We start from the raw sequence: 22,975 nt of genomic DNA, 5'->3' as shown, positions 1-22,975 counted from the left end.
AAATGGGAGACGTTATTGATATTTATGGTTTATCACCTTTGCAAAAAGGAATACTGTTTCATACTTTATACGATCAAGATGATGAACATTCATTTTCCTATATTGTACAAGTAGGCTTCTTGCTCGGGGGGCAATTGGATATTGCTACTTTTGAAAAGGCCTGGGAATATGTTATTCATCGACATGAGGTTTTACGTTCAGTATTTGTGTGGGAGGAAGTAGAAAAACCACTACAAGCGGTTTACCAACGTCTTCCTTTTACTATTCATCAAGAGGATTGGAGCACCTATCCACATGATGAAAGGGCGAAGAAATTACAACAGTTTTTGAATGTAGATCGTAGAAAAGGATTTTTATTGGATGAAGCACCATTGATGAGAGTCACTGCGATTAAAGAGGCAAAAGAGGAAACGAGAATTATTTGGACACATCATCATATTTTGCTAGATGGATGGAGTGTGTCATTGGTCTTTAGTGAAGTGATGGAAGTTTATCTCAAGATGATAAAGGGAGAATTGTTGAATCTTCCTAAACCTCTTCCTTATAAAAAATATATTCAATGGATAAATAAACAAGATCAAAGTCAAGCAGAGGAATTTTGGAAAGAAGAATTAAAAGGGTTCTATGCACCTACTCCATTAGCAATGGAAAGAAAGGAACAAGGACAAGAGAAGGGTTATGGAGAATGTGCTTATCAAGTATCTGAGGAACTTACTGAGAGTTTACAAGAGTGGGTACGAAATAGTCGATTAACGTTGAATACGTTAGTACAAGGTGCATGGGCTTATTTGATGAGTAGGTATAGCGGTGACAGTGACGTCGTATTTGGCGTAACTAGCGCTGGGCGTCCTACTGATTTAATGGGAGCAGAGAATATGGTGGGGCTATTTATTAACACATTACCTACCAGAATTCGATTAACGGATAATACATCAGTAGTAGATTGGCTTCGTAAAATACAAATGAAAGAAATGGAACGAAGACAGTATGAGTATAATTCGTTGATAGATATTCAAGGCTGGAGTGAGGTTCCGCGAAATAGCTCCTTATTTCATACCTTGTATGTGTTTGAAAATTATCCAATTCAAGGTGAGAGAAATGATGATTTAAGATTACTAGATGTTACAAGCACGGAACAAACAAATTATCCTTTAACACTCATTGTAATGCCCGGTAAGAAAATTACTTTAAAGTTGATGTATGATCGAAGCTATTTTAATGAAGAAACAATAAATCTGATTCAGAATCACTTATTGCAAATATTAATTCAGATGACGAAGAGCCTAGATTCAAAACTATTTGAAATTACTCATTTAACAGAAGAAGAACAGATACAGTTACTAGAGGAATGGAATCATACTCAAGTTAATTATTCGGCTGAAGGCATGATTCATACGATGTTTGAGGAGCAAGTTAAAAAAACACCGGAAGCAATCGCGGCTAGTTACGAAAATGAACAAATTACCTATAAAGAGTTGGAGAAGCGTGCAAATCAGCTAGCTCATTATTTACAAAAGCATGGTGTAGGCCCAGAGTCTCTAGTTGGAGTATATATGGAACGTTCATTACAAATGATGATAGCGTTATTAGGTATTCTAAAATCAGGAGCAGCGTATGTTCCACTTGACCCTACTTATCCAGAGAGTCGGCTTCGATATATATTAGAGGATGCTGGAATCGAAGTACTAGTGACGGAAGAGAATTCTAAAAATTTGTTTGTATCTGAAAATATAGAAACGATTTGTATGAATAAAGATTACACTGCAATTGAAAAAGAAGAATCAACCCCATGTATAAGTGGTGTAACAGGAGAAAATTTAGCGTATGTTATGTATACTTCAGGATCTACAGGGAATCCAAAGGGAGTAATGATTGAGCATCATTCAGTAATTAATTATCTAGAATGGATGCAACATAAATATCCGCTTTCTGAAAAGGATGTGGTCTTGCAGAAAACGCCATTCTCATTTGATGTCTCTGTTTGGGAATTGTTTTGGGGCATTCACGTTGGTGCCAGTGTATCTTTCTTACCTCCAGGTGGAGAAAAAGATCCTTCTATTATAGCTGAAGTGATTAAACAACATCAGGTTACTATAGTTCAATTTGTACCTTCAATGTTATCTGTTTTCTTAGATCACTTCAATCGTATTGAATTGAACATGAATTGTTCGTCCGTACGCCATGTATTTTCTGGTGGAGAAGAACTAAGTTCAGGGTTAGTTAGACGATTTCAACAGAAATGGAATTATAGTGGACAAGTGAAATTAACCAACTTTTATGGACCAACTGAAGCCACTATTTATGTGAATGCATTTGATATTCAGCCTAATCAAGAATTTGTTTCTATTGGACAGCCAATACAGAACACGCAATTATATGTATTAGACCAAAATCAACGCTTGCAATCAATAGGAATTGAGGGTGAGTTATATATTGGTGGTGCTGGTTTAGCACGTGGATACTTAAATCGTCCGAATCTTACTGCTGAAAAATTCGTTTCGCATCCATTCCAATTGGGGGAACGACTATATCGAACAGGAGATTCAGTAAGATATCTAACTGATGGAAATATAGAATTTATAGGTAGAATGGACCATCAAGTCAAAATGCGTGGTTTTAGGATTGAATTAGGAGAAATTGAAGCCACTTTAGAAAAATATTCGTTTATTAAAGAGGCTGTCGTATTAGTTAGAGAAGATCGTCCAGGTGATCAACGATTGGTTGCATATGTAATAAGCGATGAAAATACCGAGGAGTGGAGAGAGTATTTACAAAAACAATTACCGAATCATATGATTCCAGCGCACTTTGTAGAGTTAGAACACTTCCCGCTTACTCCGAATGGGAAAATTGACCGAAAGGCCTTGCCAATACCTGATGAGCAAGCTATTGGAGATTTAAATGTTCTACCTCGGACGCCATCGGAAGAGCTTATTGCCTCGGTTTGGGGTCAAGTGTTAGGGATAGAAAATATTAGTATTCAGGATTCCTTCTTTGAACGTGGTGGGCACTCACTACTTGCTACTCAAATCGTCTCTCGGTTACAAGAACTGTTCCAAATTAAAATTCCATTACGTGAACTTTTCAAGCACGATACAGTGGAAGCATTGGCGAAACGAGTGGATCAGTTACGAAAAGAAGATAAAGAACGAGAGGTTGCTCCTCTTGTACCTATGAAACGAGAAGAAGTTATCCCACTTTCCTATGCGCAGAAACGTCTATGGTTTATTGATCAATTAATGCCAAATAGTGCGATGTACAATATTCATGCAGCGTGTCGCTTAACAGGTAAATGGTCAATTGAAGCATTGGAGGTCGGATGGAATCAATTGTTGGAGCGTCATGAATCATTAAGGACGACAATTCTAGAACAAGAGGATGAACCTTTTCAACAGGTTCAATCTCATGTGTTCAGACATATTCCTCAAACGAATCTAACAGATCTTTCTTTGGAAGATAGGGAAAGAGAAATGAAACGCCTTATTCAAAACGAGGCGGAGGAACCATTTCATTTGGGACAAGGTCCTCTGATTCGAACAAGAATATTGAAAGTGGACAGGGAAGAATGGGTTCTCATTTGTACGATGCATCATATTATTTCAGATGGATGGTCAATGGGAATCTTACTTGAAGAATGGATGGCTTTTTATGAAGGAGCACTAACCGGAAAACCAGTGGAATTGAAGGAGTTATCTATCCAATATGCAGATTTTGTCATGTGGCAGAAGGAATGGCAAAAAGAGGAGAATTTGAATCAGCACCTTCAATATTGGAAGGAAGAATTATCTGGGGAACTACCGGTTTTACAATTACCGATGGATCGTCCTCGACCTGCAGTTCAAACCCATCGTGGTGCAAGTCAGTCCTTAATAGTGGCGAATTCCCTACAGGAAAAGCTCAAAGATTTAAGTCTGCAAGAAGGATGCACTTTATTTATGACATTGATGGCAGCGTATCAAAGCTTCCTTTCTCGTTATACAGGACAGGACGACATTATAGTTGGAAGCCCAATCGCTAATCGAAATGTGAAAGAGATTGAGGGATTAATAGGATTCTTTGCAAACACGTTGGTTTATCGAGCTGATTTCAGTGAAAATCCGACGTTCCAAGAACTTTTGTCGCAGGTAAGAAAAAAAGCGCTAAAAGCATACGAGTATCAGGACATCCCATTTGAGAAAGTGGTAGAATCCGTAAAACCTGAACGGAATACAAGTCATTCACCAATATTCCAAACTATGTTTACTTTACAGAATACGAAACAAGAGTTTCTTCAGCTATCTGAAAGACAAATGGAACTCATGGAAAGCCATGCTTCTGTTGCCAAATTTGATTTGAGTTTATTTGCTTCTGAGACGGAAGAAGGATTATCACTAACCTTTGAATATAATACTGATTTGTTTAATGATACAACCATTGAACGTATGGCAAGTCATTTTAAACATTGGTTAAATCAAATTGTCTCTCATCCAAAATGTGTACTATCAGAACTGAATATGTTATCGAAAGTAGAATATAAGCAACTACTAGAGGAATGGAATAAATCGCGTGTTATAGATATGGAAGAAAGTACGATTCATACAATGTTTGAAGAACAGGTGAAAAAAACACCAGAAGCAATTGCAGTAGTGTGCGAAGATGAAGAACTAACATATCGAGAGTTGGACGAACGCTCGAATCAGTTGGCACATTATTTACAAAAAAATGGTGTAACATGCGAATCATTAGTTGGGGTTTGCGTTACACGTTCATCCGAGATGATTGTCGGTCTTTTAGGAATTATGAAGGCGGGAGGAGCATATGTCCCAATTGATCCAGCGTATCCGGAAAGTCGACTGCAGTACATTTTAGAAGATGCTCAAATAAAGGTACTGGTGACGCAGGAAAAGTTACAACAAAAAATGGTTATACCTAAATTCGTCAACGTGATTTGTATTGATCGTAATCGAGCAGAAATAGAACAAGAAGTAACTACGGTATGTACGAGTGAAGTGACGGGCGATAACTTAGCCTATATTATCTATACTTCAGGTTCCACTGGAAATCCAAAGGGAGTAATGATTGAGCACAGGAATACAGTAACAATGATTCATTGGGCGCACCACACGTATTCCCGAAAGGAATTAGCGGGAGTGTTAGCTTCAACTTCGCTATCTTTTGATTTATCCGTTTTTGAAGTATTTGTTCCCTTAACGATGGGTGGTAAGGTGATTGTCGCTGAAAATGCTCTACATCTAGAGAAGTTGTCTTCCAAAGGTGTGACTTTGGTTAATACTGTGCCATCGGCAGCAAAGGAACTGGTTCGAGCAAAAACAATACCTTCTTCGGTAAAGGTGATGAATTTGGCTGGAGAACCATTGCCATATTCGCTTGTTCAAGATTTATACGAGAGAAATACGATTGAAAAGGTGTACAACCTATATGGACCGTCCGAAGATACTACGTATTCCACGTATATGGAATTAGAAAAGGGTGTCATGCATAGGGTCCCACCGATTGGTAAACCAATATTCAATACAGAAGTATATGTACTAAGTGCTGAACAAAAAATGGTTCCAATTGGTGTAGTTGGTGAGTTGTACATTGGTGGATCAGGATTAGCACGTGGATATTTAAAGCGCCCTGACTTAACGAAAAATCGTTTTATACCGCATCCGTTTAAAGAAGGAGAGCGAATATACCGGACTGGAGATTTAGTAAGGTATTTGCCGGATGGAAATTTGGAGTATGTTGGGCGAATCGATCATCAGGTGAAAATTCGTGGGTTCCGGATTGAACTAGGAGAAATTGAAGCGATATTACAAAGGCATACACTAGTTAACGAAGCTATTGTGATGGTGCGGGAAGATTATCCTGGCGACCCACGTTTGATTGCCTATGTTGTAGGAGACGGAGATGCTCAAAAGTGGCGTGATTATCTCAAGGATCAACTACCAAATTATATGATCCCAGCCTATTTTGTTGGATTAAATGCATTTCCACTCACTCCTAATGGGAAAATTGATAGGAAGGCTTTACCAGCACCAGAGAAACAGGAGATAGCAAGTGGTTATATTGCTCCTCGTACGTCTACGGAAAAAACAATCGTTTCGATATGGCATGAAGTTTTAGGTATGGAAAACATCGGAATTCAGGATTCGTTTTTTGAAATTGGTGGCCATTCATTACTTGCTACGCAAGCTGTTTCTAATCTTAAAGAGACTTTTGGAATCGACATACCATTGCATGATTTATTTATGTTTCATACGGTGGAGCAATTGGCAGAACAGATTGATCAATTGCTCGATAACAAAAATCAAGAAATGCAGAAGGGTAGTAAGGAGAATGTAAGTCTTCAAGACTATATTCAAAAAGAAGCAGAAGTGAGTAATGATGAAGAATTACTGGAACTACTTAAGCAATTAGAAGAGCTATCAGAGGAAGAAGCACAAGGGATATTCGAGAGTAATTTGATTGAGGAAGGGGTAAAAAAATGAGAAGTGATTTACTTGCAAAGCTGAGTTCACTTTCTCCTGAGAAGAGAGCATGGCTTCAGAAGCAAATGCAAAAAAAGGAGAATAAAGAAGCACTCCCGTTGTCTTATGCACAACAACGTTTGTGGTTTATGGACAGATTTAATCCAAATAGTTCTTTATATAATATTCCAACGGTATGGCATCTAAAAGGAAATTGGATACCTGAAGCATTAGAAAAGGGATTCAATCGACTCATTGAACGCCATGAATCATTACGAACTGTTTTTAAAGAAGTAGGAGAACAACCTGTGCAACAAATTGTCGAATTCCTTCCTAGAGCATTACCTGTAAGAGATTACTCTCAACTTCCTCTAGAAGTAAAAGAAAAAGAGGTAGATAGTTTAATTGCGAGAGAAGCGCAAGAACCATTTAATTTAATGAATGGTCCTTTAGTTCGTAATCAGCTTGTTCAATTAGAGAAGGATGAATGGTTATTACTGTGTACGATGCATCATATTATTTCTGATGCTTGGTCCATTGGTATATTCATGAATGAATTACTTGCTTTCTATGAAGAAGAAACGGGCGGAAATCCTGCTAAATTAAGTTCATTATCCATTCAATATGCAGACTTTGCGAAGTGGCAAAAGGAGTGGTTGCAAGGTGATGTGCTAAATCGTCAGCTTACGTATTGGCAAGAAGAATTATCTGGTGAGCTTCCTATTTTACAACTGCCAGTGGATCGACCTCGACCGGTTAAGCAGACTTACTCTGGGGCTACGCATCACGTAATTTTTCCTTATAAATTGCTTAGTCAATTGAAGGATATAAGTCGACAAGAAGGATCTACTTTATTTATGACTTTAATGGCCGCATACCAGAGCTTTCTTGCTCGTTATACGGGACAAAAAGATATTCTAGTTGGTAGTCCGATTGCAAATCGGAACCATAAGGGAGTAGAAGGATTAATTGGTTTCTTTGTTAATACGTTGGTTTACCGATCAGATTTGAGTGGCATCCCTACTTTTCGAGAGATTTTGAACCAAACAAAGAAAAAGGCGTTAAAAGCTTACGAATATCAAGATATACCATTTGAAAAAGTGGTAGAAGCTGTGCAACCTGAACGAAGCACGAGTCATTCCCCTATATTTCAGACCATGTTTACGCTACAAAATATAAAACAAGAACGACTAGATTTGCCTGATAGAAGTATTGAAATGGTAGAAAGTAATATGTCTATTGCTAAATTTGATTTGAGCTTAACTGCCTATGAAGTGGAAGAAGGTCTATTCGTCTCATTTGAATACAACACGGATTTATTTGATAGTAGTACCATTGCACGTATGGCAGGACATTTTGAGAACTGGCTAAATGAAATCACGTATCATCCAGATGAATCATATACAAAGCTGTCAATGTTATCGGATACTGAGCAAAAACAACTCCTAGAAGAATGGAATGATACGGACGTAGTTTATGGTCATGATTGTATGATTCATGAGCTATTTGAGCAGCAAGTTGCACGGACACCTAATGCAGTGGCGGTAGTTTATGAGGGTGGAAAGCTAACGTATCAAGAACTGAATGAAAAATCGAATCAATTGGCACATTTTCTACAAAAACGAGGTATCGGACCTGAATCATTAGTCGGTATATGTATTGAACGTTCTCCTGATATGATTATTGGTCTCTTTGGGATTTTGAAAGCAGGTGGGGCTTATGTCCCACTGGACCCAAGTTATCCCGAAAACCGCCTGAGATACATTTTGGAGAATTCACAAATTCAAGTGCTGTTAACAAAAGAGGCACTACAGGACTGGTTACCTAAAGATATTCGAGCAATTTGTTTAGACCGGGATCAAGTAATGATTTCTAAAGAGAGTAATTTAGCTCCGGTGAGTGGAGTAACAGCAAATAACTTAGCCTATATTATATACACTTCGGGTTCGACGGGAAATCCAAAGGGGGTAATGATTGAACATCATTCCGTTATCAACCGTCTACAGTGGATGCAGAAAAAATACCCATTGTCCGAGGAGGATACAATCCTACAAAAGACACCGTTTTCATTTGATGTTTCTGTCTGGGAATTATTTTGGTGGTCATTTGTAGGAGCACGTGTTTGTTTACTTCCACCAGGAGGAGAGAAAGATCCTGCGGTGATTGATGAGTATATTGAACGATATCGTGTGTCCACCATGCACTTTGTTCCGTCGATGTTATCTACTTTTTTAGATTATATGGAACTATATAATTCGAAAAGGGATGTATCGTCTTTAATTCAAGTTTTTACTAGTGGAGAAGCGTTAAACACTGAGCAGGTTCGCCGGTTTAAGGGGATCTTTTACAATGTTCAGCAAACAAAGTTAATTAACTTGTATGGTCCTACTGAAGCGACTGTGGATGTGACTTATTACGATTGTGATTTAGAAAAAGAGGCAATGCTTATTCCGATTGGTCGTCCGATTGATAATACAGAGTTGTATGTGTTAGATCAATATCAACAAGTGGTCCCGATTGGTGTGGCAGGGGAACTTTACCTTGGAGGAGTAGGATTGGCACGTGGCTACTTCAATCGACCGGATTTAACTACTGAACGTTTTATTCCGCATCCTTTTAAGGACGGGGAACGATTATATCGAACGGGTGACTTGGTGAGATATATGAATGATCGTAACTTAGAATATATTGGAAGAATAGATAACCAAGTTAAAATTAGAGGATTCCGAATTGAATTGGGAGAAATTGAAGCAGCTTTACATGATCACTCATCTGTAAAAGAGGCAGTCGTGTTGGTGAAGGAAGATCGACCAGGAGATAAGCAGTTAGTAGCTTATGTAGTGGGTGAAGGGGATACTGGAGAGTGGCGTGAATATCTCAAGAAGCAATTACCACATTATATGGTTCCGGCATACTTTTTCCAAATTGAAGGTATGCCACTCACTCCAAATGGTAAAGTGAATCGGAAAGCATTATTGGAATTAGAAGAACAGTTCATAAGTGAAGATATTACTTCATCACGAACACCAGTGGAGGAGCTCATTGTTTCCGTTTGGAGCCAAGTGTTAGGAATAAAAAATATTAGTGTGCAGGATTCCTTTTTTGAAATCGGTGGTCATTCACTACTAGCTACTCAAGTAGTGTCACGTTTACAGGAAATTTTTCAAATCGAATTACCAGTACGTGAACTATTTGAATATACAACGGTGGAGTCACTGGCAAAGCGATTAGAACAGCTACGTAAAGGAGATAAAAAACGAGAGATTCCGCCACTAATACAGATGGAGCGAGGAGAAGCTATTCCACTATCTTATGCCCAACAACGTTTATGGTTTATTGATCAATTTACACCTAATAGTGCCCTTTACAATATGCCAATGGTATGCCGTCTTACAGGGAATTGGCTACTTGAAGCATTGGAAACGGGATGGAATCAACTAATAGAACGTCATGAATCACTGCGGACGGTCTTTCAAGAAGTGAATGGTCAACCCGTACAGCAAATTAAACCGTATGCTTTTCAATCAATTCCGAAAACGGATTTAACTATGCTTTCTTCTGAAGACCGAGAAGAAGAGGTTAAACGTTTCATTCAACAAGAAACAGAAGTGCCATTTGATTTAACAGAGGGTCCATTAATCAGGACGAGTATTTTGCACGTGGGAGAGGAAGAATGGATACTCCTTTGTACTTTACATCATATCATTTCAGATGGATGGTCAATGGGAATCCTACTTGAAGAATGGATGGAATTTTATGAGAAAGCAACGGATGGAAAGGTGGCGGAACTTGAACCATTACCGGTTCAATATGCCGACTTTGCTCAGTGGCAAAAAGGATGGCTGAAGGAGGAAGTGCTTGATCAACAACTTCAATATTGGAGGGAAGAATTGTCTGGGGAGCTTCCTGTACTCCAACTTCCTATGGATCGCCCGCGTCCTGCAATACAAACTCATCACGGGTCGACATACACTCTAGTTTTGCCAAGCACGCTACATGATAAATTGAATGAACTTAGCCGAAAAGAAGGGGCTACACTCTTCATGACGCTGTTGGCTGCATATCAAAGTTTTCTATCTCGTTATACGGGACAAGAAGATATTTTGGTCGGAAGCCCAATTGCGAATCGGAATTATAGAGAAATTGAAGGACTAATTGGTTTCTTCGTTAACACGCTGGTTTATCGAACTAATTTGAGTGGTGGACCGACATTTCAAGATGTACTGTATCAGGTTCGTCAAAAGGCATTGAAGGCGTATGAATATCAAGATATCCCATTTGAAAAAATTGTAGAAGTTGTGCAACCGGAGCGAAGTACAAGTCATTCGCCAATCTTCCAGACTATGTTCATCTTGCAAAATATGAAACAAGAGTTTCCGGTGTTATCTAGTAGAAGTATTGAAATGATAGAAAGCCATAGTCCAATTGCAAAGTTTGATTTAAGTGTGATGGCAGTTGAGACAGAAGAGGGATTACTTTTTACTTTTGAATACAATAAGGATTTATTCAATGCTACTACTATTGAACGGATGGCAGGACACTTTGAGAAATGGCTATATGAAGTTTCTCATCGCCCACAAAATCCGTTGCATGACCTGAGCATGCTATCGGAACCCGAGCGTAATTTGTTATTAGAAACATGGAATGACACTGTAATGGAAATGTCCCATCAGGGTCTTATTTGCGACAGATTTGAGGAGCAAGTAGCAATGCGTCCTGATGCGATTGCGATAGTTGATCAAACAAAACAGTGGACTTATGGTGAACTGGATATACAAGCAAATCAGTTGGCAAATGTTTTACAGCGAAAGGGAGTAGCCCCAGAGTCAGTGGTGGGAGTTTATCTTCCGAGGTCAGCAGAGCTAATGGCAAGTTTACTAGGCATTTTAAAAGCTGGTGGAGCTTATGTTGTTTTAGACCCGTTGTATCCAAAATCAAGGTTAGAATACATGATTGAAGATGCAGGAATTCAATTTGTAGTAACGGCGGAAGGACAAGAAGGACATTTCGCACACGTCGAAATGGTGAGGTTAGAAGAATTAACGGTGGAAAGCGTAATTGCACCTACACGTCAAATAAATCCAGAGAACTTAGCCTATATTGTCTATACCTCTGGTTCTACAGGAAAACCGAAGGGTGTTATGGTTGAATATCGCTCATTAATGAATATGGTTTCTTGGCATCAAGAAGTTTATCGTATTTCAGCAGAGGATCGTGCGACTCAGATTGCAGGGGTTGCTTTTGATTCGGCTGTCCAGGAGATTTGGCCGTATCTAACTGCTGGTGCAGCACTCTACTTGTCAACAGAGGAACTGAGAATTAATCCAGAAGCACTAAGGGACTGGCTCATTGATTCACGAATAACAGCTAGTTTTGCACCTACGCCTATTCTGGAAAGACTCTTGAAATTATCTTGGCCAGATAAAACGGATCTTCGTTTTATCATTACTGGTGGGGATCAATTAACACAGTATCCATCTAACGATATTCCTTTTGCAGTAATTAATCAGTATGGTCCATCGGAAAATACCGTTGTTACCACAGATTGTTATGTACCTGTAGGAGTGACAACAGGTACGCCATCGATTGGTCGACCGATTGCGAATACAGAAGTTTATGTGTTAGATTCTCATCTTCAGCTAGTACCAATTGGTGTAATTGGAGATCTCTATATTGGAGGGAAGAGTCTTGCACGTGGATATGCTAATCGTCCGGATCTTACAAAGGAAAAATTTATTCCACATCCTTTCAAGTCAGGAGAACGTCTCTATTATACAGGAGACAAAGCAAGTTATCTTTCTGATGGTAATCTCCAGTTCCATGGACGTATAGATGACCAAGTGAAAATTCGTGGTTTCCGGATTGAATTGGGAGAAATAGAAGCTGTTTTGCAGGCGCATTCTTCTGTGAAAGAAGCTGTTGTATTGGTGCGAGAGGATAATCAAGGTGATAAGAGATTAGTAGCTTATGTAGTTGGTGAAGGAAGTGTCCATGAATGGCGAGAACATCTACAAACACATTTACCTAATTACATGGTTCCAACAAACTTTATTGAGATGGAATTTTTACCACTTACACCGAATGGAAAACTTGATTTGAAGGTATTGCCTATACTTAGTGAACAATCCGCTGAAAATACTGTATACCCAAGAACTCCGCTGGAAGAACTTATTGCTTCAGTGTGGAGTCAAGTGCTAGGAATAAGAGACATTGATGTTCAGGATTCTTTCTTTGAGCTCGGTGGTCACTCTCTACTTGCTACACAAGTGGTCTCACGCTTACAGGAGGTCTTTCAAATCAAATTGCCAGTACGTGAACTGTTCGAATATTCAACGGTCGAGGCATTATCGAAACGAATAGATCAGTTACGTAAGGGGAGCGAAAAACGAGAAATTCCACCATTGATGCCGATAGAACGAGGGGGAAATATTCCACTGTCTTATGCCCAACAGCGCTTATGGTTTATTGATCAATTTGCACCTAATAGTGCACTTTATAATATGCCAATGGCATGCCGTCTTACAGGGAATTGGTTACCTGAGGCATTGGAGTTGGGATGGAATCAGTTGATAGAGCGTCATGAATCTTTGCGGACTGTATTTTATGAAGAGGATGGCCATCCTATCCAGCAGATTCAACCGTACGTTTTCCGTCCGCTTCTGCAAATGGACTTAACTAAGCTTTCATTAGAGGAGCGAGAAAGAAAGTTGGAGCAATGGATTCAAACTGAAGTCGAATCTCCATTTGATTTAGAACAAGGGCCATTGTTCCGTGGGAAACTCATAAGAATTTCAGAAGAAGAATGGATTCTTCTGTGTAATATGCATCATATTATCTCAGATGGATGGTCGATGGAAATCTTACTTCAAGAATGGATGGCATTTTATGAGAATGCGATTGGTGAAAAACAAGCAGAGCTGGAACCACTACCAGTTCAATATGCCGATTTTGCTCAGTGGCAAAGAGAATGGTTGAGAGATGAATTACTATATCAACAACTTGCGTATTGGAAGGAAGAATTATCCGGTGAGTTACCAGTCTTAATGTTGCCAATGGATCGTCCGCGTCCGCCAGTGCAAACCCACCATGGATTAACTCATAATGTTTTGTTATCGCGCTCATTACTGGATAAATTAAACGAACTAAGTCGTCAAGAAGGGGCCACACTTTTCATGACCTTATTGGCAGCGTATCAAAGTTTCCTTGCTCGTTATACGGGACAAACGGATATTATTGTTGGTAGCCCAATTGCAAATCGAAATTATCGAGAAATTGAAGGACTGATTGGTTTCTTTGTCAATACATTGGTTTATCGAGCTGATTTAAGTAATGCACCGGCATTTCAAGAGTTGTTGTCTCAAGTGCGGATAAAAGCATTGAAGGCGTATGAGTATCAAGATGTTCCGTTTGAGAAAATTGTAGAGGTTATCCAACCTGAACGAAATACAAGCCATTCTCCGATTTTCCAAACCATGTTTACTTTGCAAAATACGGGACAGAAGCTACCAGAACTACATGGAAGAAATATAGAAGTAATGGAAAGTAATGCCCCTATCGCTAAGTTTGATTTAAGTTTAACTGCTGCAGAAGTGGAAGAGGGTTTATTACTTACTTTTGTTTATAGAACTGATTTATTTGACAGCTTAACTATTGAATCCATGGCTGAACATTTTGGGAACTGGTTGAATGTAATCGTGGAGAATCCTGATAAATCATTAGCTAAGTTGCCTATATTATCAGGATTACAGCAAAAACAGTTGGAAGAGTGGAATAATGATGCTGTAGCATATCCACAGGAAAGTACGATTCATCAGCTGTTTGAAGAGCAAGTAAATCGTACACCTGATGCGGTAGCAGTGGTAGATGAAAAACAGCAGTTAACGTATCGAGAGCTGAATGAAAAAGCTAATCAATTGGCCCACTATCTTCAGCAATGCGGAATTGGGAATGAATCATTGGTTGGACTTTGCTTTGAGCGTTCAGTTGAGATGGTTGTTAGTATTATGGGGATTTGGAAGGCTGGAGCAGCCTATGTTCCATTAGACCCATCATATCCAGAAAGTCGCCTACGATATATTTTGGAGGACACTGGAATTCAAGTATTAGTTACGAACGAGTCATTGGAAGACTGGATACCTAAAGAAATGAAGATAGTTTGTCTAGATAGGGATCAAGCAATGATTTCACAAGAAAGCATTCTTTCACCAAAATGTGAAGTAACAGGAGAAACCTTAGCGTATGTTATCTATACTTCAGGATCAACGGGGAATCCAAAGGGTGTCTTGATACAGCATCATTCTGTACTAAACTTGTCACATGGTTTACAAAAAGAGGTTTTCGAACATGAGATACCATCTAACATGCATGTCGGTTTAAATGCGTCAATTGCCTTTGATGCATCTATCCAGCAATTACAAATGCTGCTTTATGGTTCAAGTTTGTATATTATTCCAAATGAAGTACGAAGTGATCCGGAGCAGTTTGTAGCTTATATTAGGGAGAACAAGTTAGAAATCTTTGATATAACACCTTCATTGCTTCAATTACTTATAGATGTCGGATTGTTAGAAACGTGCGATGGCATTCATGTTCCAAGTAAGGTACTGGTTGGTGGTGAAGCAATTATGCCGTCATTATGGGAACAGCTAGTAGAGACTGATAAAATACAGTTTTATAATGTATATGGTCCTACAGAATGTACGGTTGATGCAACATGCTATCATATCAAAAAAGATAGTAAGAGAGTAACAATTGGGCGTCCATTGCCTAACGTCCAAACTTATGTATTAGATAGAAATAGGTTACCAGTTCCAGTTGGTGTGATGGGGGAACTTTATATCGGAGGAGCAGGTCTAGCAAGGGGGTACTTGAATCGTCCAGAGTTAACATCCGACCGATTTATTTCTCATCCATTCAAAGAAGGCGAGAGGTTATATAGAACAGGCGATCTTGTGAGATATCTTCCAGATGGTAATATAGACTACTTAGGAAGAATGGATAATCAAGTGAAGATTAGAGGATTTCGAATCGAACTTGGGGAGATTGAGTCGACTTTACAAGAGCATGACTTGGTAAAAGAGGTAGTTGTAATAGTTAGGGAAAATCAGTCGGGAGATAAGAGATTAGTAGCTTATGTAGTGGGCGAAGGTAGTTTAGAAGAATGGCGAGAGTATCTTAAAACAAAACTGCCAATCCATATGATACCTTCCTACTTTGTCGAAATGAAAGAATTACCGCTAACCATAAATGGAAAGGTTGATCGGAAATCGTTACCTATACCAGATTATCAAGGAACACAAGAAGGCTACGCGGCCCCAAGAAATGAACGTGAACATAAGCTTTCTATCATTTGGGAACGTGTGCTAGGTTCAAAACGTATTGGTATTTATGATAACTTTTTTGAAATTGGTGGAGATTCAATTCTTAGCATTCAGATTGTCTCTCGTGCAAAGCAAGCTGGTTTACAGTTGACACCAAAACAACTATTTGAACACCAAACGATTGCTGAGTTGGCGCAAGTAGTCAAAGAAGAACAAGGTGTACAAGCTGAACAAGGAATTATAACTGGAGAGACGATACTTACACCTATTCAGCAAAGGTTTTTTGCACAAAATCATCCTAATCCACATCATTGGAATCAATCCATGTTCTTTAGAACGAAAGAAAAATTGGACATAGGATCACTGGAAAAGGCAGCGCGTAGCCTTCTACTTCATCATGATGCCCTGCGTTTAAGATATGAACGTTTACCTAATGGGACTTGGGAACAGTGGAATGAAGGAATTAAAGAACAATTGATGCTGACTGTCATTTCATTAGACGAAGTGCCGGAAGCGGATTGGCATGAAGTTATTCAAAAAGAGATTAATGTTGCACAAGAAAGATTGAATTTACATGATGGTCCTTTAATGAGAATGGTGTATTTTGATGAAGATGAGAAGACTGGCCGATTATTTTGGACAATTCATCACTTAGCCGTGGATGGTGTTTCTTGGCGAATTTTATTGGAAGATTTGCAAACAGCGTATACGCAAGCAGTCCAAGGACAAAAAATTCAATTACCTATGAAGAGTACATCTTTTAAAGAATGGTCGGAGAAATTACAACATTATGCTGAAACTGGAATATCAAAAGAAGTGCTACATTACTGGGAGCAGCAGGCTGAACAAGACGTAGTTATACTGCCAGTAGATGGTACTATAAGTAATCCAGTAAGGGCAGTAACTGAGGAAATTACTGTGGTGTTAAACGAGAATGAGACCCGTATGTTATTGCAAGAGACTTTAAGCACTCACCGTGTCCAAATCAATGAAGTATTATTAGCAGCATTGGTACAAGCTACAGCAGCATGTACGGGGCAGCCGATATTAAGCGTAGATTTAGAGGGACATGGTCGAGAAGAGATTATTGAAGATGTTGATTTATCGAGAACCGTGGGATGGTTTACAAGTATTTACCCAGTTCATTTAAATATTACTAATGCTAATACGCCAATTGCAGCATTAAAAGCAGTTAAAGAACAAGTTCGCAAAATTCCTAATAAGGGTGTTGATTATGGGGTGTTGTGTTACATGAACGCAACAATGTGTGAGCAATTAAGCTTCCAATATACACCGTCTATTAGTTTTAACTATCTTGGACAATTTGACCAATTGTTTTCTAGCGATGCAATGTTTATTCCAGAGAACGAATTTAAGCGTTTAGATCATGCTGCCGGTTCCAAGCGATCGCATGTAATTGATGTAATTGGGGTTGTAACGGATGGAAAACTTCAATTCACTTGGGTATACAATGTTGGACAATTTGCCAAATCAACGATTCAAAGTATTGCACAGAATATGCTATATCAACTGAGTACATTGATCCAATTTTCAGATAGAGAATCTGCACTGACCATTTCGGATTTTGCAATGGCTAATCTTAGCCAAGAAGGTTTGACAAATGTACTAAACAAAATGCATCGCGGAAAGAACAATCAGATTACTGATTTATATCCACTATCACCTTTGCAAGAAGGTATGATTTTCCACACATTGCATGACCAAGGGGATGAACATGTTGCACCGTATATAGTGCAATTGAGTTTTATGATTCGAGGGAAAATGAATATTCCTACATTTGAGCAGGCGTGGAAATCTGTAATTCAGCGGCATGAAATTTTTCGTACAGCATTTGTATGGGACGAAATTGAAGAACCTGTACAAGTGGTGTATGAAAATATCCCATTTAAAGTGAACAAAGAAGACTGGCGTACAATGACGAGTGAAGAGATAGAGGAAAAAAGAAAAGTCTTTTTGGAATTAGATCGAAAACAAGCCTTCCAATTTGATGAAGCACCATTGATGCGGGTAACAGTCATTCAAGAAGGTGAGGAAGAATATCGGATTGTTTGGACCCATCACCATATTTTACTGGATGGATGGAGTTTACCATTAGTATTTAATGAATTACTTACAGTCTATCAAAAGAGAATGAATGGAGAAGCTGTGAAGTTACCTAAGTCCTCACCATATAAGAAATATATCCAATGGCTCAGAGAACAAGATAAGGAGCAGGCGGAACAATTCTGGAGAGAGAAGCTAAAAGGTTTTACTGCACCAACTTTACTGGGCTTAGAAAGTAAAGAGGAAGAAAAAGGTTACACAGAGAAGGTTACGTATTTATCAGAAGAGCAGACTCAAGCGTTACAAGGATGGGCGAAACGCAATAAACTTACTTTGAGTACAGTAATTCAAGGTGCATGGGCATATCTCATGAGCCGATATAGTGGAGAAAATGACATTGTTTTTGGTGTAACAAGCTCAGGGCGTTCTACGGAGATTATTGATGTTGAAAACATCGTAGGTCCTTTCATTACAACGTCACCGACGCGAATTCAATTGATGGATGATATAAAATTAATAGATTGGTTGCAGAAGATACAAGAGGAAGAGATAGAAAGAAGACAATATGAGTATGCTTCTTTGACAGAGATTCAGGCGTGGAGTGAAGTTCCTAGAGGAATACCGCTGTTCAATAGTTTATATGTGTTTGAAAATTATCCAGTGAAAGAGGAGTCTTCAGAAAATCTGGAAATTGGTGAATTGGAAGGGGTAGAACAAACCCACTACCCATTAGGGTTAGCTGTAGTTCCAGGAATCCAGTTATCGTTAAAGTTAATGTATGACCGTAGTAAGTTTAATAGAGTAACCATTGAACGAATGCTGGGTCATTTACACAAAGTGTTAATGCAAATGCTCAAAAACATTGATCAAAATCTATCGGAGCTAGTATATATTACGGAAGCTGAACAAAGAAAGCTATTGGAAGAATGGAATAATAATACTATATCCTATCCACGTGAGAATGCAATCCATCAACTATTCGAAGAGCAAGTAAATCGTACGCCTGACGCGTTGGCAGTGGTAGATGAAAAACAGCAACTAACATATCGAGAGCTGAATGAAAGAGCTAATCAATTAGCCCATCATTTACAGAAATGTGGAATTGGGACAGAGTCATTAGTTGGCCTTTGCTTTGATCGATCAGTTGAGATGGTTGTTGGTCTAATGGGAATTTGGAAGGCCGGAGCAGCCTATGTTCCATTGGATCCATCGAATCCGGAAAGCCGCCTACGATATATTTTAGAAGATACAGGAATTAAAGTGTTAGTTACAAATGAAGTATTACTAGGCTGGATACCTAAAGACATCAAGGTAGTTTGCCTAGATAGGGATCAAGCCATGATTTCTCGAGAAAGCAAACTTTCACCAACATGTGAGATGACAGGGGAAAACTTAGCGTATGTTATCTACACTTCTGGTTCGACAGGGAATCCAAAGGGGGCTTTAGTACAGCACCATTCTGTAATAAACCTATCATATGGTTTACAAAAAGAAGTTTTCTCACATGAGATACCTAGTAATATGCGCGTCGGTTTGAATGCATCAATTGCCTTTGATGTATCTATTCAGCAATTACAAATGCTGCTTTATGGTTCAAGTTTATATATTATTCCAAGTGAAGTTCGCACTAATCCAGAACAATTTGTGTCCTATATTAGGGAGAATAAATTGGAAATGTTTGATATGACACCTTCATTACTTCAGTTACTAATAGATGGAGGATTGCTAGAAATAAGTGCTGATGTTTATGTACCAAGCAAGATATTGGTCGGTGGTGAAGCAATCATGCCGTCATTATGGGAACAGCTAGTAGAGACTGAAAAAATTGATTTTTATAACGTATACGGTCCTACAGAATGTACGGTTGATGCAACGTGTTATCATATCAAAAAAGATAGTAAGAGAGTAACAATTGGCCGTCCGTTGCCGAACGTTCAAACTTATGTATTGGATAAAAATTTGTTACCTGTTCCAGTTGGTGTAACAGGTGAGCTATATATTGGTGGTGCAGGTATAGCGAGAGGATACTTGAATCGCCCAGAATTAACAGCAGAGAGATTCATCCGTCATCCATTTAATGAAGAAGAGCGTTTATATCGTACGGGAGATTTGGTTCGTTATTTACCTGATGGTAATTTAGATTACTTGAGAAGAATTGATAATCAAGTGAAAATTCGAGGATTCCGTATTGAACTTGAAGAGATTGAAGCAAATCTAGAGAGTTATCCATTGGTAAAAGAAGCAGTAGTTTTGGTGACAGAGGATAAGCTAGGAGAGCAGAGATTGGTTGCTTATGTAGTTGGAGATGGTAGTATGCATGATTGGCGTGAATATCTCAAGACACAAGTACCGAATTATATGGTTCCCGCACACTTTATTAAGGTAGACGAGATTCCTCTTACAACGAATGGCAAAGTTGATCGAAAGGCATTGAACAATTTAACTATTCTAAGAGAAAATAACTTTTCTACACCAATCATTCCAAGGGATGAAATTGAATATCAGTTGATTAAAATCTGGCAGGATGTGTTACAGATAGAAGATGTCTATGTAAATGATGATTTCTTTAATAGAGGAGGACACTCTCTCCTTGTAATTAAATTAGTTTCAAAAATTAGGGAGAAGTTTGGAAAAGAGATTAAGGTGTCTACATTGATTAAGAATCCAACAGTGGAAGGAATCGCATGCCTTATTCGTGATAAGCATGATATGACGAAATCAGTAGCAGCGCTAGTTCCACTACAAGAATCAGAGAAAAGACCTTTCTTCTGCGTTCATCCGTTTATGGGTAATGTATTCTGTTACATTCAACTAGCAAGATTGCTTAAGAGCCGTTGTTCATTTTATGGTTTACAGAATCCTCTTATAGAAAAGAAAGAAATTGACGAGTTAACTTTGCCGGAAGTAATTCAACTTTACATCGAAGAAATAAAACGTGTTCAGCCAGAAGGTCCATATCGTATTGGAGGATGGTCTTTAGGCGGTGCGATTGCTTATGAAATCGCAACTGTATTAAAGAATCAAGGTGAGGAAGTTGAGTTGTTGGTACTCATGGATACTAAAGTACCTTCAAAGCAGGATCATAAAACAAGTGAGGATATGCTCTCATATATATATGAGCATTTCATTCCTAGAGATCTTACTGAGCAGGAAGGAGACCTTGTCCATAAACAAGATATGCTTGTGGAGCAATTAATTATGGAAGGAGTACTCACGCCTGATGCAGATCTTATCAATTTGAAGCAAGTTATCAATGCGCATAGGAAATGCCTGAACCTAATGGCAGAGCATGATTTAATACCATACTCTGGAGAAGTTCTCTACTTTAGTGCTGAGGAAGGAAAAGAGTTGTTTACAGATTGGGGACCTTTATTAAAAGGTAGAGTAAATAGGTATTCAGTCCCTGGATCACATGAAGAAATAGTGGATTCACCTGCAGTTGAAAAAATAGCTATGTATCTACTAAATGAATTTGAAGGAATAAAAGAGAAATCCATTTTATTAACGGAAAAGTAGAGAGTATAAAAGATGCAATGCAATGAACGAAAAGGGTAGACCAATACCTGCATATCAAGTGTAGGGAATAATGAATATATTAAGAGCATTACTTTTTAAGGGGATAATGTAAAAAGTAATTGGTAGAGACATAGAAATCTTTATGAGTTACCCATAGTATGATGTAAATACTATGAAATCTTTGTAATAGAAGCGAATGCCTGATGATATTACTGAGGAAAGGTGCATATTTTCATTGATATGTAAATATGCACCTATTCTATTGTATATGCAATAGAATAAAGTTAATTTGAATTTCCGTAACGTTCATATATGAAGTAATTCTTTAAAAAAGGAAGTGATTTATTATACAAATTCAAGCTGTGAAAATACCAAAGAATATTGAAAGTCATTTGCTTAAGCAACTTAGTAACTTAGTTTCAAATGAGAAGAAAGAACGAATGAAGCGTTTATTAAATTCATGCGACATTAATAGAACTCTAATAGGAGATTTACTAATCCGATCTCTAATCTGCCAAAAGTATAAAATTAATAATAAAGAAATTAGATTTATATATAATAAGTATGGAAAACCTTTTGTTGAAAAAATTTCTGACTTTCATTTTAATGTGTCTCATTCAGGAGAATGGGTGGTTTGTACTACTGCTAATTTTAACGTGGGTATTGATATAGAAAAAGTTTCAGAAATAGAGGCTTTTAAATTAGCAAAAGAATTTTTTTCAGCGGAAGAATTTTATGATATATCTAATATGAATTCTGATGAAAAAATTAATTATTTTTATGATTTATGGACATTAAAAGAAAGCTATATAAAAACGATTGGAAAAGGGCTTTATACCCCATTAAATTCATTCTCTATAAAAAAAGAATCACGAACTTCAATTTCATACAAGAATATACCTAAAAACTTTTACTTTAAACAATATAACATTGATCCAAATTATAAGTTATCTGCTTGTGCAACAAGAGATGAATTTCCGCAAGAGATAATAATTAAAGACATTTATACAATTTGCCAAACTATATACAAATTTGAAAGTAAGGAGAAAATCAATGCAGAAGACTAAACTTTTTTGCTTTCCACATGCTGGGGGATCTGCGTTTAACTACGCAAAATGGAAAAATTACTTTAATCCATATATTGAAGTAGTCCCGATAGAATTAGCTGGTAGAGGATATAGAATTGAAGAAAGCTTGTACCAAGGTATGGAAGAGGCCGTAAATGATGCCTACACTAGTATAGTTAAGCAAATAGACGCTTCACCGTACATTCTATTCGGGCATAGCATGGGGAGTTTGATTGCTTATGAAGTAGCTAGAAAAATACAGGGTTCTAATAACGAATTACCCGAATTTCTTGTTTTATCCGGTAGAAACCATCCAAATAGTAAAATAAAAAATATCCGATATAATCTTCCTAATGAACAATTTAAAAGAGAAGTTATTGCAATGGGAGGTACACCATCTGGGGTACTTCAATCAGAAGAATTAATGGAGATTTTTCTCCCTATTTTAAGAGCAGATTTTAAGATTGTCGAGACATATATTCATGAAAATAATATACAACCATGTGATATTGATTTTCTTATATTTAATGGGAAAAATGATGAATTTACTACATAT

General features: G+C 38.0%; 4 protein-coding genes. All 4 read left to right on the top strand.

Going from position 1 to position 22,975, the window contains the following annotated elements:
• The first annotated feature begins 2 nt into the window (after window positions 1-2).
• Window positions 3-6,473 (top strand): non-ribosomal peptide synthetase, encoded by a 6,471-nt coding sequence (locus tag DN403_RS09680; RefSeq protein WP_098437192.1) that lies wholly within the window; start codon window positions 3-5, stop codon window positions 6,471-6,473.
• Entirely contained in the window at window positions 6,470-21,352 is a 14,883-nt protein-coding gene (locus DN403_RS09675; protein ID WP_141550221.1) for a non-ribosomal peptide synthetase, read from the top strand. The genes DN403_RS09680 and DN403_RS09675 overlap by 4 nt, the downstream gene beginning before the upstream one ends.
• A gap of 362 nt (window positions 21,353-21,714) precedes the next feature.
• A complete protein-coding gene (locus DN403_RS09670; protein WP_000701224.1) occupies window positions 21,715-22,419 on the top strand; it encodes a 4'-phosphopantetheinyl transferase family protein in 705 nt (234 codons plus the stop codon).
• A partial coding sequence (locus tag DN403_RS09665; RefSeq protein WP_149185425.1) for a thioesterase II family protein occupies window positions 22,406-22,975 on the top strand: 570 nt, incomplete at its 3' end. The genes DN403_RS09670 and DN403_RS09665, both read left to right, overlap by 14 nt.

Origin of the sequence: Bacillus sp. AY2-1 (genome assembly GCF_008368965.1) — a bacterium.
GTDB classification, from domain to species: domain Bacteria; phylum Bacillota; class Bacilli; order Bacillales; family Bacillaceae_G; genus Bacillus_A; species Bacillus_A thuringiensis_S.
This window is presented reverse-complemented; position numbering and strand designations above follow the sequence as displayed.